Annotated in this window: 15 protein-coding genes; 6 read left to right on the forward strand and 9 right to left on the reverse strand. The window is 34.1% G+C overall.

Annotation, left to right across the window (positions count from 1 at the left end; all coding sequences use genetic code 11):
* Positions 1–10: 10 nt before the first annotated feature.
* From coaE to nusB, 4 genes are all read right to left on the reverse strand, one after another.
* The gene (coaE, locus tag Cop2CBH44_RS04050; RefSeq protein ID WP_021930456.1) at positions 11–586 is read right to left on the reverse strand and encodes a dephospho-CoA kinase; all 576 of its coding nucleotides are present in this window, start codon (positions 584–586) and stop codon (positions 11–13) included.
* Complete coding sequence (locus Cop2CBH44_RS04055) at positions 580–1,596, reverse strand: YbbR-like domain-containing protein (RefSeq protein ID WP_055096415.1); 1,017 nt, start codon at positions 1,594–1,596, stop codon at positions 580–582. Before Cop2CBH44_RS04055 ends, coaE begins: the two co-directional genes overlap by 7 nt.
* Positions 1,597–1,808: 212 nt before the next feature.
* Entirely contained in the window at positions 1,809–2,135 is a 327-nt protein-coding gene (gene yajC / locus Cop2CBH44_RS04060) for a preprotein translocase subunit YajC (protein ID WP_021930454.1), read from the reverse strand.
* An 81-nt stretch (positions 2,136–2,216) separates the two neighbouring features.
* Positions 2,217–3,143: a transcription antitermination factor NusB gene (nusB, locus tag Cop2CBH44_RS04065; protein ID WP_021930453.1), complete on the reverse strand. Its 927-nt coding sequence runs from the start codon at positions 3,141–3,143 to the stop codon at positions 2,217–2,219.
* Between the two features lie 210 nt (positions 3,144–3,353).
* Here nusB and Cop2CBH44_RS04070 point away from each other — a divergent pair, with 210 nt between their 5' ends.
* Complete coding sequence (locus Cop2CBH44_RS04070) at positions 3,354–3,701, forward strand: DUF3276 family protein (protein WP_021930452.1); 348 nt, start codon at positions 3,354–3,356, stop codon at positions 3,699–3,701.
* Between the two features lie 59 nt (positions 3,702–3,760).
* Here the strand turns inward: Cop2CBH44_RS04070 and uvrA are convergent, their stop codons facing one another.
* From uvrA to Cop2CBH44_RS04085, 3 genes are read right to left on the reverse strand one after another with little or no spacing between them, the layout of a single operon-like run.
* Positions 3,761–6,601, reverse strand: coding sequence for an excinuclease ABC subunit UvrA (gene uvrA / locus Cop2CBH44_RS04075; protein ID WP_200755583.1), 2,841 nt, complete (start codon positions 6,599–6,601; stop codon positions 3,761–3,763).
* A gap of 28 nt (positions 6,602–6,629) precedes the next feature.
* Entirely contained in the window at positions 6,630–7,601 is a 972-nt protein-coding gene (locus tag Cop2CBH44_RS04080) for a lytic transglycosylase domain-containing protein (RefSeq protein ID WP_021930450.1), read from the reverse strand.
* A gap of 15 nt (positions 7,602–7,616) precedes the next feature.
* The gene (locus Cop2CBH44_RS04085; protein WP_200755584.1) at positions 7,617–8,915 is read right to left on the reverse strand and encodes a T9SS type B sorting domain-containing protein; all 1,299 of its coding nucleotides are present in this window, start codon (positions 8,913–8,915) and stop codon (positions 7,617–7,619) included.
* 196 nt (positions 8,916–9,111) lie between these two features.
* Between Cop2CBH44_RS04085 and Cop2CBH44_RS04090 the strand changes: the two genes are divergently transcribed.
* Positions 9,112–11,076, forward strand: a complete 1,965-nt coding sequence (locus tag Cop2CBH44_RS04090) for a PBP1 and LysM peptidoglycan-binding domain-containing protein (RefSeq protein ID WP_200755585.1) — start codon at positions 9,112–9,114, stop codon at positions 11,074–11,076.
* A 12-nt stretch (positions 11,077–11,088) separates the two neighbouring features.
* Positions 11,089–11,766 (forward strand): porin family protein, encoded by a 678-nt coding sequence (locus Cop2CBH44_RS04095; protein WP_021930446.1) that lies wholly within the window; start codon positions 11,089–11,091, stop codon positions 11,764–11,766.
* A gap of 80 nt (positions 11,767–11,846) precedes the next feature.
* Here the strand turns inward: Cop2CBH44_RS04095 and Cop2CBH44_RS04100 are convergent, their stop codons facing one another.
* Entirely contained in the window at positions 11,847–12,419 is a 573-nt protein-coding gene (locus Cop2CBH44_RS04100) for a Crp/Fnr family transcriptional regulator (protein WP_200755586.1), read from the reverse strand.
* Positions 12,420–12,559: 140 nt separating this feature from the next.
* Here Cop2CBH44_RS04100 and Cop2CBH44_RS04105 point away from each other — a divergent pair, with 140 nt between their 5' ends.
* Positions 12,560–12,880, forward strand: a complete 321-nt coding sequence (locus Cop2CBH44_RS04105; protein ID WP_021930444.1) for a DMT family transporter — start codon at positions 12,560–12,562, stop codon at positions 12,878–12,880.
* 55 nt (positions 12,881–12,935) lie between these two features.
* On the opposite strand, the gene Cop2CBH44_RS04110 is transcribed toward Cop2CBH44_RS04105, so the two are convergent.
* Complete coding sequence (locus Cop2CBH44_RS04110; protein WP_021930443.1) at positions 12,936–15,587, reverse strand: MBG domain-containing protein; 2,652 nt, start codon at positions 15,585–15,587, stop codon at positions 12,936–12,938.
* Positions 15,588–15,971: 384 nt separating this feature from the next.
* Here Cop2CBH44_RS04110 and Cop2CBH44_RS04115 point away from each other — a divergent pair, with 384 nt between their 5' ends.
* On the forward strand, positions 15,972–16,871 hold the full coding sequence (locus Cop2CBH44_RS04115; RefSeq protein ID WP_021930442.1) for a helix-turn-helix domain-containing protein: 900 nt from the start codon (positions 15,972–15,974) through the stop codon (positions 16,869–16,871).
* 36 nt (positions 16,872–16,907) lie between these two features.
* Positions 16,908–17,807 (forward strand): helix-turn-helix domain-containing protein, encoded by a 900-nt coding sequence (locus tag Cop2CBH44_RS04120; protein ID WP_021930441.1) that lies wholly within the window; start codon positions 16,908–16,910, stop codon positions 17,805–17,807.
* The last annotated feature ends 22 nt before the right edge of the window (positions 17,808–17,829 follow it).

A 17,829-nucleotide genomic window follows, 5' to 3' on the forward strand; every position in this document is an offset into this window, starting at 1 on the left:
TTAATAAATATTATTTCTCATATTTTGCAAGTAAAGTCCTCAATTGGGGTATAACAGGTTGTATACCATCATTATAAATGATATCATTTGATTTCTCATTTCTCTCATTATCTGATATTTGCTTCGAAATCCGAGCCAACACCTCTTCCCGAGTACAGCTACTTCGTTTCATAACCCTCATAACCCTCATCTCAAGAGGAGCTGAAACATTCCAAATAAAAGCTACATTTTTATTAAATCCCGCTTCATAAAGAATTGCCGACTCTACAAAAGCAATATCTGTATTTTGTTTTTGTACCCATATGGAAAAATCAGACCTAACGGCCGGATGTACTATTGCATTTACTTTTTCTAACTTTGTCTGATCATTGAAAATTATAGATGCCATACGTGACCTATCCAATCCCGTATTATTATAGATATTGCCTAATAAAGCAACCAGTCTATTTTTCACTTCATCAGAATTATCCATTATTTTTTTTGCTTCAATATCCGTATCATATATAGGATATCCCCAAATTTTTAATATTCTACTAATCAGAGACTTTCCGCTACCAATTCCTCCTGTAATGCCAATAGTTACCATAACCCTACTTTTTCTTCCAATATATATTCTACACTATCTGGGGTTACCTGCACATTATTTACAAATGGCGGTTTCCTTAAAACCTGAACAGCAACTTTTTTCCCTATATGATCTTTCAATTGGTTATAATCAACTCCTACAGAAAAATCATCAGCATGAATTTTAGAAAATTTGCTCACCGGAATCATACAATTAATCTGCACATTCGCAGGAAAGGTAAGCATAGAGATACCTGTAGGTAAATTCTGGGGTGCAACTGACAATGTAAGCTTCTTTGTCGTTACTTCTTCTATAGGAATTGTTACTTCAACTTTTTCGGGAACAATCTTTGCCCCTCTTATATATGTTAAATTCAAGCTTATACGAGCCGTATCAGATAATGACTTTAATGCAAATGAGTCTGTTGTTATTTCCTTAATATTTTTCAAAATAGATAATGGGGCATATACCGTAGCCGAATCGATACTCATTTTGATTTCTCCATTCATAACACACTGAGGAACCGTCGAAAACGAACCTATCAATCGTATTTTATATTTTTTACCAGAATTATTTGTATAATAAACAGGAATAGAATCGGGACTAACAGATAATAAAGTAGTCGTATTCTTTAACTGCTTCCGTACCAATGTTGACAACTGAGACGAGGTTACAACAAACACTCCCCTATTATTTTTATATTGGTCAAAGTCTATTTCAATGACAGGCATACGCTCCATTAAATATCCCATAAGAGTAGTTCCTTTATCCCTCAAACGCACATCAATTTCATCAGGAAGTTTATTAGTAAATACTACTTTTTCCGGAACATTTACATACTTGACATTCAAAGAAAACGAGCTCTCTACATCTTCATTTAGAGATTGTAAAACCCAGAAAATAAAAGATATGACCAAAAAAAACATAAAAGTGAGAATTTCTCTACTCCTATCGCTCCTCAGCAAAGCATACAGCTTATTTCTGGATTTTACCCACTTCAATCTTATATATCTAAAATTATTTTTCTTCATTTACCTATCTTTTTAATAAAGAAAATATCACCACTATTCTTCTTTATGAGTGTAAATGTAGTAAAAAATAGAATTGTATTCAACAGAATTCAAAGGAATCCTCATATTCGAAAAATACATCGATTTATTAATTACAAAAAATTCAAAATAAAAAAACTTTCACTTTGCTATAAAGCAAAATGAAAGTTCTTTCGCCTGATAAATAGTTATAATTACTGGGCCTGCTGCTGATTAGAATCGGCTGCTGTCCCATAAATAGAAGACTTAGCCACACGTATACGCACATTATCTGCTATCTCGAGAATTACATCTTCTCCCTTAATTTCTTTTATTTTTCCATAAATTCCTCCAGCAGTAATAACCTTATCCCCAACGGATAAAGAATCACGAAATTTTCGAATTTCTTTTTGCTTTTTAGTCTGAGGACGAATCATGAAAAAGTAAAAGATTGCAACTAATGCAACCATCATTAATATGCTTCCCCACGGAGATCCTTGAGGCGTTCCGGTCTGTTGCAATAAAATTGTAAGTAATGCCATAATACTGTTAATTTGTTAAATAAATTTGTTCTTTTTTTAAGTGAAAGACATCCTTTCGGGTACAAATATATAACAATTTAATTATTCTTTTGTTAGAACGCCCTCTTTTTTTAACTGTGTTGCAATAGAGTCTAATATACCGTTAATAAAATGTCCGCTCTTCACAGTACTATATGATTTAGCTATCTCAATATATTCATTCAAGGTAACTCGTATCGGAATAGATGGAAAAGTTTGCATTTCTGCAAGAGCGACCAGCATAATAACTACATCCATAAAAGCGACACGCTCAATTTCCCAATTTTGGGTATGCTGATCAATCAAAAGTTTATTGTTATCGGCATTCAATATAGATTTCCTAAATAACATCCGTGCAAACTCAGCGTCTTCCTCATCCTTAAACATAGGTAACAAAGGCTGTTTTTCTGAATGTGTTTCTTCAAAACGCTTAATAGACTTAAGAACAAATGTAGATATTATTTCTAAATCGTCATTCCAATATAAACTCATCGATTCAAGAACATCACATAAATCATCACTCTCTATAATAACATTTTTAAACAGCTTCCGCCATAATTCTCTGTCCGCTTCATAAGAATCATTTTCATCAGCCATATAATTCTTATAAAGATCTGAAGCCAGAATACGATCAAGCATGACACGTATGAAATCAGGTTCGTTAGCCCACGAAATTTTATGCTCATTTACATATACTTCCAACTCTTTATTGGCTTTCAATTGAGCGATAAACCGGTTATGAATAAACTTAGGATTAGGATTTTTCTCTGCTTGTGTAGCCAAATGCTTTGCACGGGCAACCTCAATTCTCGCACACTGCGCATCTGTGAGTTCCACCATAAGCAACAGTAACATATGGTATAATTCATAAGCCTTGTCTAAACTAAAAAAGAGCTCTTTCTCTGTAAGACCCATATTTTTATCTTCTTTTAAGAAATAAGAATATAGAATCTGTACCACCTTAATGCGGATTAAAATTCGATTTATCATTCTATTTTTGAAATATTAATTTGCGGGTGCAAAGTTATCACATTTTTATGGTTCTTTGGCTATAAGCTTATTTTATTTTTTCACACATAGGAAAATTGTTCTACACAACATTTACTTATTAAAAAAACTTATCCAAAAATATAGTTTTTTCAAAAAAAAATATCATATTTGTAAATATTCTTGAATAATCTAAAACCAGAAACAGTATTTATGGAAGATGTAATGAAAAACAGTGCGCCTGATAAGAAAGAAAATGACATTATTTTTTCTAAAGCTCTAAAAGCTGGAAAAAGAATTTATTATTTAGACGTCAAGAAAAATAGGAAAGATGAATTGTTTTTGGCAATAACCGAAAGCAAAAAGATTGTGACCGGATCAACAGAAACACCTTCTGTTCAGTTTGAGAAGCATAAAATCTTTTTATATAAAGAAGACTTTGAAAAATTTGTTACCGGGTTAACTGAAGCTATACAATTTATTAAGGAAAATTCTTCTGTTACAACAAATGAAACAGAAGAAAATACAATATCAAATGAAGGATATGAAATAGAAATATAGTGATAAAATGGTTTACAAAATAAATGATAAAGAAAACCTGAAAATTAAGGTTTTCTTTATCATTTATTTTGTAAACCATTTTTCAATTCATCTTTCAGATAATGAGTAGTATAGGTATTCTTTTTCTTACATATATCTTCCGGTGTTCCCTCCACTAAAATTTTTCCTCCAGATTGTCCTCCTTCGGGTCCCATATCAATAATGTAGTCTGCACATTTTATAACATCTAAATTATGTTCGATTACCAATACTGTGTTTCCTTTATCAACTAAACGATTCAATACTGCCATCAGTACCCGTATATCTTCAAAATGTAATCCGGTAGTAGGCTCGTCCAACACATACAAAGTTTTACCTGTATCTTTCTTAGACAATTCTGTAGCTAATTTAACCCTTTGACTTTCTCCTCCTGATAAAGTGGTAGAAGGTTGTCCTAACTTTATATATCCAAGACCAACATCTTGCAATACTTTTATCTTATTTAAAATAGCCGGTATACTATCAAAAAACTCAACAGCCTGATTTATTGTCATATCTAAGACATCTGCAATAGATTTACCTTTAAAACGAACTTCCAATGTCTCTCGATTGTAACGCTTGCCATGACATTCTTCACATGGAACTAAAACATCAGGAAGGAAATTCATTTCGATAGTCTTATAGCCGTTCCCGCCACACACTTCACAGCGTCCACCCGCTACATTAAAAGAAAACCTACCAGCTTTATATCCTCTGATTTTTGCTTCCGGCAAATCGACAAATACATTCCTTATATCTGAAAAAACGCCCGTATACGTTGCTGGATTGGAACGCGGTGTTCGTCCTAAAGGTGACTGATCAACATTAACAATCTTATCAATATATTCAAGACCTTCAATCGATTTATAAGGTAATGGGTCTTTGACAGAACGATAAAATTGCTTACTTATTATCGGCTGCAAAGTTTCATTGATTAGACTTGATTTCCCGCTACCCGATACTCCCGTAACACAGATAAAACAACCTAACGGAAAACGAGCTGTGACATTTTTCAAATTATTCCCCGTAGCACCTTTCAGTACAATAGCTTTACCATTACCCTGTCGACGTTTTTCAGGAACAGATATTTCTTGTTTACCATTCAAATATGCTGCAGTCAATGTATCAGACTTTAACATATCTGAAGGAGTTCCAGCAAATACAACATTTCCTCCCAATCGTCCGGCTCTCGGGCCTAAGTCAATTACATAATCGGCTTCAAGCATCATTTCTTTATCATGCTCTACTACAATAATAGAATTACCAGTATCCCGAAGCTGCTTAAGCGATTGAATCAAACGTGTATTATCTCTCTGGTGCAGCCCGATACTGGGCTCATCAAGAATATAAAGGACATTAACCAGTTGAGATCCAATTTGTGTAGCCAATCGTATGCGTTGACTTTCTCCTCCTGATAATGTAGCCGACGCTCTGTTCAATGACAAATATTCCAGGCCTACATCTATCAAAAATTCAAGTCGAGTACGTATCTCTTTAAGTATTTCTCGTGCAATCTGTGCCTGTTTGAGCGACATATAATTTTCTACTCCATCGAGCCATTTATACAAATCGGCTATATCCATTTCTGCCAATTCGGCTATATTCTTACCGTTTATACGATAATATAAAGCTTCTCTATTGATACGCTGTCCATGACACTCGGAACAAATTTCTGTTTTTACAAATTGCCCAGCCCACTTTTGTGCTTGTGAAGACGAATCGCTTTGCTGTTGCATTTCTATATAACGAATAAGACCGGCAAAAGACAGACTGTAATTAGAATGCCCCAAAGCTTCATTCTTAATATTTAATCTTTCATCTGTCCCATTAAGAATATCATCCAACGCTTCGTCCGGAACATCCTTCAAAGGAGTTTTCAGATTTACCCCATACTTATCGCAAATTGCTTCGATTTGCCAAAATATCATTGTATTTTTATACTTACCTAAAGGCACTATTCCTCCCTGATATATAGATAAATCAGGATTGGGAATAATTTTTTCTTTATCTATGACATTGGTAAATCCCAGTCCCTTACATTTGGGACAAGCTCCCTGCGGTGAATTGAAAGAAAAATTATGTGGAGCCGGTTCACTGTAAGACAAACCCGTTTTCGGATCCATTAATGTCCTGCTGAAGTGTCTCACTTCTCCCGTATCCGCATTCTGCACCATAATAAGGCCGTTTCCCTGTTTCATGGCTATCCTGACACTATCTTTCAAACGCCTCTCATCCTTTTCTGATACAACAAGTTTATCTACAACCAACTCGATACTATGATTTTTGTAACGGTCAAGCTTCATTCCCCGTAAAATTTCACGAAGTTCCCCATCTACCCGTACAGTAAGATATCCTTTTTTACGGACTTGTTCAAAAAGCTCCTTATAGTGTCCTTTCCTATTTCGCACCAAAGGAGATAAGATGTATGTTTTTTTACCTCGGTATTTTCCTTGAATCAAATCCAAAATCTGCTCTTCGGTATACTTTACCATTTTTTCTCCCGTAAGATAGGAATATGCCTCCCCTGCTCGGGCATAGAGCAAACGAAGAAAATCGTAAATTTCAGTTGTAGTACCAACTGTAGACCGAGGATTTTTATTAGTAGTTTTCTGTTCAATGGAAATAACAGGACTCAATCCCGTAATTTTATCAACATCAGGACGTTCCATATTCCCCAAGAAATTACGGGCATAAGAAGAAAACGTTTCTATATATCGTCTTTGTCCTTCAGCAAAAATAGTATCAAACGCCAAAGAGGATTTACCACTTCCACTAAGTCCTGTAATAATCGTAAAACTATTACGAGGTATTTCTACATCAATATTTTTAAGATTATGTACACGTGCACCGTATACTTCTATTTTATTCTCGTTATCAATCATCTCTTATCCCAAAATTTTCCTAAAAAAATCAATCCACTGTCCAATTTTTATGATATACTTTTATTTTACGAGTGCTATAGTATAAATCCTCTTTATGAGGTATCAACAGCTTATATTCTTTTCCTGTTTTATTAGGTAACTTCCTATCTCGGAGCCATGAATTGAACTCTTTCAGCTGTGCATACGTAATACCTTGCTCTTTGGCAAATTGTGCCAAATCATCAATTGCAGTATTTACGACTACGGCATGCGTTCTTATAGGTTGATACAGCTGTTTCTTCTTGACAGCAAAACCATAACGATATGGATTCGATAATATTTCCTTCATCACCATAACCCGAAATACGTAGCGAGAAGTCTCATCATTCAACCATAAATCAAAAGAATTCAGTTCCTGTTGCTTATCCAATTCATTGGATATTCGGCCCATACCCGCATTATATGATGCTGCTACTGTAGCCCAACTACCATATTTATCATAAGCCGATTTTAGATAACGACAAGCTGCTTCGGTAGATTTTTCGAGATTGTATCGTTCATCTACAAAATCATTTACTTCCAAACCAAACTGCTTGGCTGTCCCGGGCATAAGCTGCCATAACCCAGCTGCCTTAGCATAAGAAACAGCCCTCGGATTTAAATAGCTTTCAATAGCTGCCAAATAGATAAAATCTACCGGTATTCCATTTTTTTCTAATATGGGCGCTATAATAGGAAAGTAGCGATTGGCTCTTTTCAAAATCAGCAATGTATTGGAATGGGTATAGCAAAAACTAGTCAATTCTCTATCGTATCTTTCATACATATCAAACCGATCAAGCTCTATAATTTCACCAGCAAATTCTACTTGCGAAGGAACATCCGGTATAACAGACATCAAATGCATAACAGAAGTATTATCTGATTGTCCTGAACGGGATGATGCTGTCAAAAAAATAAGAATTCCAACGCACAAAAATACAAATACTATTTTTAATATACTATTCTTTATATTAGTCATCACACGGATAAATCTTTAATTTTTAGATCTGATAATATTTATGTGGCCTTTCAGATTATGTGATTTACCATCAGCACCCTTAGCTTCTATTACATAAAAATAGACGCCCGGATCAACCCATTTTCCTTTATACTTCCCATCCCATCCAATTGCTGGGTCTTCAAAATGAAACATCTGTACACCCCAACGGTTAAATATCCAACACTTGAAACTAACGATAGATTTATAAGCAACTTTCCATTCGTCATTAACCCCGGGTGTCGTTCCTGGAGAAAAAATATTAGGAGCTTCAAGCCTCGACTCCCCAACTGTAATAGTATATACTTCAGTCGAATCTTGACAAGTTCCAGTACTCACCATCAACCGTACATAAGTCGTTCCTTCTTGATTGAAAGTATATTGAAAATCATCTGCATTATAATAATGTGCGTCAATAACATTGAAATCTTTATCTTTCGAAAACTGCCAATCACTATGTGTAACCACGTCATTATAATATGCCTTAAACGTCATGTCTACCGGAGCCGACCCTCCAAATGACCCATCTGAGGGTTGCTCTCTATCCCATTCGTTCTTATAATCGCGAGTATGCTGCTCAACAATAGCTCCACAAATAGGAGTCACTGATATATATTCCTCTGACCTTACCGAGGGCTCCATTCCCCATTCCTTCAGATATTTATCCGTCAACATAAACTCTGTATCACAAGTCGGTGCTTGCACGGAAAGACGATTACTATCTGTCGCCTTTTCTTCTATCTGAACTTTTTTAAAATCAGCATTATCTTTATCCCATTCCAACGTATAATATGTTATGTAAAACTCTTCTGGAAGAAACATCTGTTTCCCTGCAATAGTATAATACGGTAACTTCTCGACAGTGCCATTCAATATTAATCGAACAGAATTGCACTCGTCATATTCATCTCTTTCTACGGTCATGCCAATTCCTGCCAAAGAATAATTTAAATAATTGATTATCCAAATAGCTCCTGTTTTATTTCCCTGCTGGTAAACATAACCGCAATCACCTTCGACTCCAGACAAATAAGCTGATGTAGCACCCGAAATAATAGATTTGTTACCATTTTTATCTATTTGATACCAAATAATAGAAGATCCATCATCTTGGAGATAACGGATATCGACTTTGCTGTCATTTGCCTGATAAACAACATAAACTGCATCTAATCCTGTTGCAGCCGTAACTCCCTGTCTAATGCCCAATAAACCTCCACAAGCAACATCTACATTCTGGGAACAAATCAAAGTCGACACCAAACAATATAGGGTAATAAACAATACTCGTTTCATTATTCTAAAATTGTAACTGTCAAAGGTAATGCATTTCAAAGAAAAAATAAAGACCGGAAATAGTAATAAGCAGGGAAAAATCACAAAAGAGATTAAAATTTCTTACTCAAAAGAATGAATTGTCACCAAAAAGAATTTTTCTTACCTTTGTCCTTTCAAGCTGAATGATATACTCAGCTATTTAAATGTAAATTTTATGAAATCAATTCATATTTCTCATTTTTTCATTTTTATTCTCGGATTTATGTATTTAAGCGTAATAAAGGCTCAAAATTACAACAATCCTCCAGAATTTTATAAATACACAGTAAACAGTGCTGAAGGTTTTTATTCAGTTTGTAAGAAATTCAACGTCACCAAAGAAGAGATTATTAAATACAACCCAAGTGCTAAAGATGGGTTAAAAAGCGGGCAAGAATTATTAATACCCATAAAAGGTGTTAATTTCCCCAAAACAAATATTGCCGAAAGTGAGTTCAAGCACACCATCTCTTCCGGAGAAACATTGTACTCTATAGCCCGAATGTATAATGTTTCGCCCCAATCCATCATAGCATTAAACCCGGAGGCTAAAAATGGAATAAAAGCCGGTGCAGTTTTAATAATTCCTCAAAATTATGCCTATCAAAAAACAGAAAAAGCATCTTCTGATAACAACCAATATATATATCATACTGTAATAGCCAAAGAAACATTATTTTCCTTAGCTCGCCGTTATCATACCAGTGTAGAATCCATATTAAAAGATAATCCGGGATTATCTCCGGATAACTTTACTATAGGAAAAGTAATTCGTATCATGCCATGCGACGGAGAACCGGAAATTGCCAGTCATCAACCCCAAATGCAATATAAAGACTATACAGTAAAACGAAAAGAAACTTTATACAGCATCGCTCAAAAATTCGATATAAAGGTTAGTGACATAGTCAAAGCCAATCCTACAATTTCCAAATTAGAACAGGGTGACAAATTAAAAATACCCGTATTTACCCATGTACCTACAAAAGAAGAATCTGTAATAGCCGAGGCTACTACCCTAAATCAAATATATTCGAAACTGAATCCTATCACCCAAACAGGACAAATAAATGTAGCTATCATGCTCCCATTTATGCTGAACCATCCTGAAGACGTCAAAAATTCTCTATACACGGAATATTACCAAGGCTTTCTCTTAGCTGTTGATAGCATGAGGAAACAAGGAGCCAATATCAATATTTATGCTTATGACACCAATAATTCTAAAAACAGAGTAAATCAAATTATCAACTCTCCGGAATTTAAGAATATGGATTTAATTATTGGTCCTGTCAATGACTCTTACCTGAGTACGGTGGCTGATTTTGCAGAAAAAAACGACATAAATATTGTTAATGCTTTTTCTCTAAAAAATGAAGATGTCAATCAAAATTCTAAAATATTTCAAACTAATATTCCACATTCTTATCTGTATGCCGAAACTATAGCTGAATTTATCAAAAGATTCAAACATAAAAAAATAGTTTTTGTAAATAGTACCCCCGATAACGATGATAAAAAAGATTTTACAACAGAACTCAAAAAAGAACTTGTTCATCAAAATATAGCATATTCCGAAATAAGTATCACCAACACAATAGATATAACAGTTGGGAACTTGTTTCCAACTACAACGCCAACAGATATTGTAATTGTCCCTTCCAGTGGAAATCGGAGTATCGTAGGACGTATCGTTGCACCATTAAGCAAATTGTCTGATTCTCGCCCAGACCTGAGTATTACTCTATTTGGTTACCCTGAATGGCAAACTTATACAAAAGACTATTTAGACAGCTACTATAAATTAAATACCTATATTTTTACCCGATTTTATGCTGTACCTACTGATACAGATATGAAAAATTTCGATCGGGATTTCCATTATTGGTATAATAAAGATATGATTAACGCTAATCCGAAATACGGTCTATTAGGTTTCGACACCGGAATATATTTTCTGACAGCATTGCACCGATATGGAAAAAATATCGACAAGGAAATCGAGAATATGACATCAAACAGTTTGCAAACAGATTTCAAGTTCAGACGTATTAATAGCTGGAGCGGGTTCATAAATAAAAGCTTGTATTTTGTACATTTTACACCCTATTATACAATCGAACGTATCGCAATTAAATAAACAAAAATTGAGATGAAAAACAATATAATTGGATTATTTTTATTGTTATGCACATTAAATATACAATCAGTTTCTGCACAAAGACACTACAGACCTGAAATTTCGGTTGGAGTAAAATTTGGTACCAACTTGTCAAATACTACATTTCAACCCAAAGTACAAGAAGGGCTTTTACTCGGTTATATGGGTGGATTATCCTTCAGATATATCGAAGAAAAACATTTCGGATTTATTGTCGAAGCTAATTTTTCACAACAAGGTTGGAAAGAAGATTTTGAAAACGAACCATATCAATTTTCAAGAAAGATGAATTATATCCAAATTCCTTTTATGAGCCATATCTTTTTTGGAAATAAATTTTTCAGAGGATTTGTAAATTTAGGGCCACAAGTAGGATTCTTTATATCTGACTCCTACAAAAGCAATTTCGATATAAATAATCCTCCAACATTTACTTCATCCAATCGTGAAACCCAACAATATACCATGCCAATAGCCAACAAGGTCGATTATGGCATTACTGCCGGTGCAGGCTTAGAATTTAGAATATTGAGAAGTAGTTTCCTTTTAGAAAGTAGATACTACTTTGGTTTAGGAGACTTTTTTAAAAACCGTAAAAAAGATTATTTTGCTACTTCCTCGAATAAGAATATACTTATCGCTCTCTCATATATGTTCAGAATAAGATAAAAGAAGTACTAACAGAAAAAATTAACCTCCGTACTTTTATTATATATATTATATCATAATCTATATATTACAGTTTCATTTCATCGGATTTGCCTCATCTTTGCTCTTATTCTGCTTAAACTCACAGGTGTAATTCCCAAATAAGAAGCAAGACATTCCAACGGTATTCTTTGTAGCAAATCTGAATTATTTTTTAATAGAGTTATATATCGCTCTGTCGCAGTTGAGAACAATAATGAAATAAGTCTTTCTTCTGTCTGCAAAAATTCTAACTCAGCAAATTTTCGCCCCCAATTAGCTATATGTATATCTTCCTTAAACAATTCATATAAATCATTACGTTCCAATACATACAAAACAGAATTTTCCATTAACTCTACGGTCTCATATCCACATTGATTATTTACATAACTTTTTAATGATACTATGGTATCACCCTCCCGACCAATCCAAAAAGTCACCTCTTTTCCATCCACAAGAACATAAGCTCTTACAATCCCTTCTTTTATAAAAAATACGTTTCTTTCTATTTTACCCGCTTCTAATATTCGAAACCCTTTGGGATAAACTACAGTCGACAAGCTCGTCATTAATTTATTTATAGAAGCTTCAGGCATCAAATATATCTTATTTATAATCTCATATATATCCATATCTCCAATTTATCCGCGACAAAGATACCAAAGTAATTGCCACGCTGTTTTTTATATAATTATTTCTTATCAAATGTAAAGTAAATATACAAATTCCTCAACTAACTTTGTAACATCAAACATATAAAAAGAAACAATAAATGAATTGGATTATATTGATTATAGCTGGATTATTAGAAGTTTGTTTCACTTTTTGTCTGGGTAAAACAAAAGAATCTGCAGGGACAGAATTTTATCTGTGGGGAATCGGATTTATTGCATCAGTTATATTAAGCATGTGTCTCTTAGCCAAAGCAATACAAACGCTACCATTAGGCACCGCCTATCCTGTATGGACCGGAATAGGTGCAGTAGGTACCGTATTGGTGGGGATTTTTCTTTTTCATGAACCTATAACATTCGGACGCCTATTTTTTATCACAACATTGATTATCTCGATTATTGGTCTAAAAGTCATATAATAAAAAGACCCCTCTATCAAATTAGAAGGGTCTTTTCATTACATCAAAAAATCATCTATTTAATTAATATGCGAGTTACATAGGCTCCCACCTTAACTACATACACCGCATCTTCAACAAGTTCTAAAGGAATTACATCTCTATCCCCATCATATTTCGCCACTAATAAACCTTGCATATTATAAATACTTACAGGTAATTTTTCCGTATTGCCTTTAATATAAAGATTCCTTTCGGTAGTATATATGCATATCTCCTGATTCGTATTTAATTTTTCAATACTTGTATTTTCGACAATTGTCAAAATACCATCTACATAATCGACATTATAATTGGAAGACTCTCCAGGAACTATTATAATATTGAATATATCTCCCACTTTTACTGAAGAAGGAAGTCCATTTTCCAATATCGCTGTTGGTAATACTGTAAATGCTTTCTCTTTGTCATCATTATTGACCAATCCATCATACTCCAGCTCGAATATTTCAGGAACATCACTACCAATTATAAGATTTACATCTTTTGCTTTAACCGTTAAAGGAGCCTTCGCAATTTTTACTTTTATTTCTTTCTCTATTCCTGAAAAATCTCCTTTGGGAGAAATATAAGCAAAAATAGAAGTCTCTCCAGCTTGTTTAAACGTCACTTTCCCAGAAAGTGCAGAAGCAATGTCATAATCATTATTCTTATAAGATACTTTTGTTCCTTCATCAGTAGCAATGGTTAATGTTACAGGTTCTTCACCATAAACTACATCCAATTCCGTCTCAGCAATTTCCAATTTCGGAGCTGCTTTTACAATCACTTTACCATCATCCGGAATACAATTTTTCACCACATAATTCTCATACTCCATCTCCGGGATAGAAAGAGAAACCGTACCCTCTGTTCCTATGGGGTCATCTTTAGTAATACTCCAATTTGCAACAGGCAAGTTTTCACCAAACACCGAAGTTACATTATCGTCATACTGGAATCCCGTAAATGAAACACGTAACGGACATTTATCAAGCCCTACCGGAGCTACTATCTCTTTATAATCATATCTTGTATTAAGACTTTTACCTGCATATTCTACATAAACAGACAATGTTGTTTTTGTTATTATAAGAGTCTGATTTGGTGCATAACTAATATCATAATTAGTTGCTTCTGCTCCTGAAAGAGACACTGAACGGATAGCTCCGACAACTTCCGGCTCTTTCGAAGCCTTACTGGTAACTTTCACTGGTGCAGACAATACAGCTTCATCCTCCCCATTTTTAAATCCTTCGTAAACTATAGTATATCCACAATTTCCACTTTTAAGGTATGTATCGCTTACCGATATTCCTCGTTCACACCACGCATCTTTTACCGAAACTAACAATTTTGCCTTATTTACCGTCACAACCAAGGGCTCGGATTTGGCTGATGAATATGACGACGTACCACTTTGGGAAGCGGTTATTTTAGCTGTCCCTACCCCGACTGCTACCAAAGAACCACTCTGCTCATCATATTTGATTACAGATTCGTTATCTGAGGAATATACAAACGGAGCCGGACTATTAGATATAAATCCAAGATTATCGATATTATCACCATAAGTAAAACTTGGTTCCTCCGTCGGATTAGTTATTGTTGCCTCTTTTCCTCTAAATGTGAACGTATAAGTCAACTGCTTTTTCCCAGCTGTCTCGTTACATGTCACAATTACAGTCTTAACAATAGCTTCAGAATCTCCTGTCTCCTCTACCTTGACTGTAGCTGTCGCTCCATAAGGACAAGCATTTAAATCTTTATCCTTATCAGCATAAGGAAGATAATATTCAAAAACGTCCTCATCAAAATTTTCCAACATTTCTCCACCTAAAGTTACTGATTTTAATTTCGTATTATAAATAAACTTTACATCATCTGCCCAAAGAGCATTTCCAGAACCAATATTACTACGAGTCCAATAATTGCAGGCAGAAATGATGATATTCGCCTTTTCCGGAGTTTGCATATTTCCATTCTCATATTCGACCGGAACTGAAATACGACTCCAATCCTTCAATTCTCCAGTAACGACATACTCAGCTTTACCAATAAGTTGAGCATTCCCACTATCAGGAGATTTTTTACCAAGAATACATATATCCTGATCTTTTACCTCTGTTGTTTCTTTCGAAGAAAACCCTCCTGTCGGATTTACCGGAACCGTCGATACACATGTTCCCTTCCATAAATAAGCCAAAATAAGAGCATCTTCCGGTTTCGAACTTTCTGCCAACGTCCTTTTATAAAATCCTACTAAAGAATCTGGACGTTCTGTAAATTCAATACCCCCAACTGTTCCTCCATCACATTGGTCAAGAGATGCTACGGCAAAAACCCAAGGAATACCTAAAGTTATATATCCAGGTGCAGGAGAAGTAATACCCACTGCACCTACCGATTTATTTTCCATCTTTACAGAAAAACCATCACTCTTTCCAAAACAATCATCATCCGGAGTAACAAGCGTCTCTTGAACAGATATAAGAACTTTCTGATGTACATTCGATGCTTCCCATCCTTGTGGCTGAATGCCAGGACGCAAATACATGCCTGGCAATGCACCATTACCGTTTGTATCTTTCACCCAAGGAGCATCAAAATCACCTTTTATAGTCTGAGCATAAGTGACACTCATTACTCCCAACAACACTGCAATAATAAAAGTAAATTTTTTATTCATAAGTAAGTTTATTATATAATATAAAAATAATTACAAAGGAAGACTAATAATCTACCACCTACAAGGTCAATCTTTACGTTTTTATGTTCTATCTTTAAGAAATAATTCCATTTTCATTCTAAATAGAACATATTTTTATTCTATTTTTCTACCAAATCAGCCAACCCTTATTTTAAATACAGAATTTCACATCTCTGTCTACATATCCACATTTATTTGCATCCTATTTCGTAAAGTTTCTTCGTTCAATAGAGTAATACAGCAATAACAATGGCTGTGTATATATTACAGACATTTGTAACTTATTTACTGATTATCAATAGGACAATATATATAATATAATTTTATTCTCTACATTTGTACCACACCAAAAATTTGAACTATATGAGTGAAGTAATCAAATTGGATACTGTAGACCAATACAACAAACTGTTTCACCTTGAAACATTACATCCGTTAGTCAGTGTCGTCGATTTGTCAGAAGCATCACAATTTCCGACACATTTTACTTTGAACTATGGCGTTTATGCCATTTTTCTAAAAAATACAAAATGTGGAGATATTCGCTACGGAAGACAAATATATGACTACCAAGAAGGAACAGTTACCAGTTTCGCTCCCGGACAGGTCGTGAAGACAGAAATGGCCGAAGGAACACAGCCCGATGCTCATGGCTTACTATTTCATCCCGATTTGATTAAGGGCACATCTTTAGGACAAGAAATAAAACATTACTCATTTTTCTCATATGCCTCAACCGAAGCATTACATTTATCAGAAGAAGAAAAAGAAATATTCTTAGATTGCCTAAAAAAAATAAAACTGGAACTTTATCATCCAATTGACAAACATAGTAAACGTCTTATTTCTAGAAATATAGAACTTTTACTAGACTATTGCATGCGTTTCTATGAACGGCAATTTATTACACGTTCAGAAAAAAACAAAGATGTATTAGTAAAATTCGAAGCTTTACTTGACGACTATTTTCAAAGTAATGCTCCTCAAACAGACGGCCTTCCTTCTGTAAAATATTTTGCAGACAAAGTATTTCTATCTCCCAATTATTTTGGAGACCTAATAAAAAAAGAAACGGGAAAAACCGCACAAGAATATATACAAAACAAAATTATTGATTTGGCAAAAGAAATGATAATCGGAACAGAAAAAAACATCAGTCAGATAGCTTTTGATTTAGGCTTTCAATATTCACAACACTTTAATCGCATATTTAAAAAGAATGTAGGTTACACGCCCAATGAATATAGAAAATTACAGATGTAACAAGATTTTTTGTGTAAAGACTACACATAACATAAAATGAAAACAGATACATTAAATCTAAATACGGTACATCAGTGTAATTGCATTTTAGGGGAAAAAACTCTTCACCCTTTAGTAAGTACCATCAACCTCTCTTCTAAAAATTGGGGACAATTAGATTGTCTAAAGGTGGGATTTTATGCAGCACTATTAAATGAAAGTTTTTGCAAAAGTTTTATTTATGGACGGGAAAAGTGTGATTTTTCTGACGGTACTATTCTCTTCTTTTCTCCTGGAGAAACAATAGAAATAAAAGAAAGAGCCGAAATTTTTCATTCAAAAGGCTGGTTATTGACTTTCCATCCCGAATTTATTACAGGAACTTCATTGGGAATGAATATCAGCAATTACACATTTTTCAATTACCAAAAAAGTGAAGCATTGCACCTCTCTTTCCGCGAACAAAAAAATATCTGTAGGTGTATGGAAGATATAGAAAAGGAGCTTCTCTGGTCTATAGACATTTATAGTAAAGCGCTTATATCTAAATATATTGAAATACTTTTGGATTATTGTACACGATTTTACACACGACAATTTACCACACGGAGTGAAATCAACAAAAAAATTATAAATAAAATCGAAAAAATCATTGAAAATGTTCTTCTCAACAGACAAATAAATTCTTTCGGAGTGTCTATGACAAAATATTGTGCTTCACAACTGTCTCTGTCTGATACGTATCTCGAAGATTTATTAAAACATGAAACCGGAATGAGAATGAATGAATATATACAAATAAAATGTATAAATATAGCAAAAAAATCACTATTAGAAACAAACAAATCTTATAACCAGATAGCTAAAGATTTAGGCTTCCCTTCATCCCAACATTTTAGCAGATTATTTAAACGCATTACAGGAATCACTCCTACCGAATATAAATCTCAAAACTAATAAATTATATGAACAAATCAGA

The organism is Coprobacter secundus subsp. similis (assembly GCF_015097275.1).
Classification (GTDB): domain Bacteria; phylum Bacteroidota; class Bacteroidia; order Bacteroidales; family Coprobacteraceae; genus Coprobacter; species Coprobacter secundus.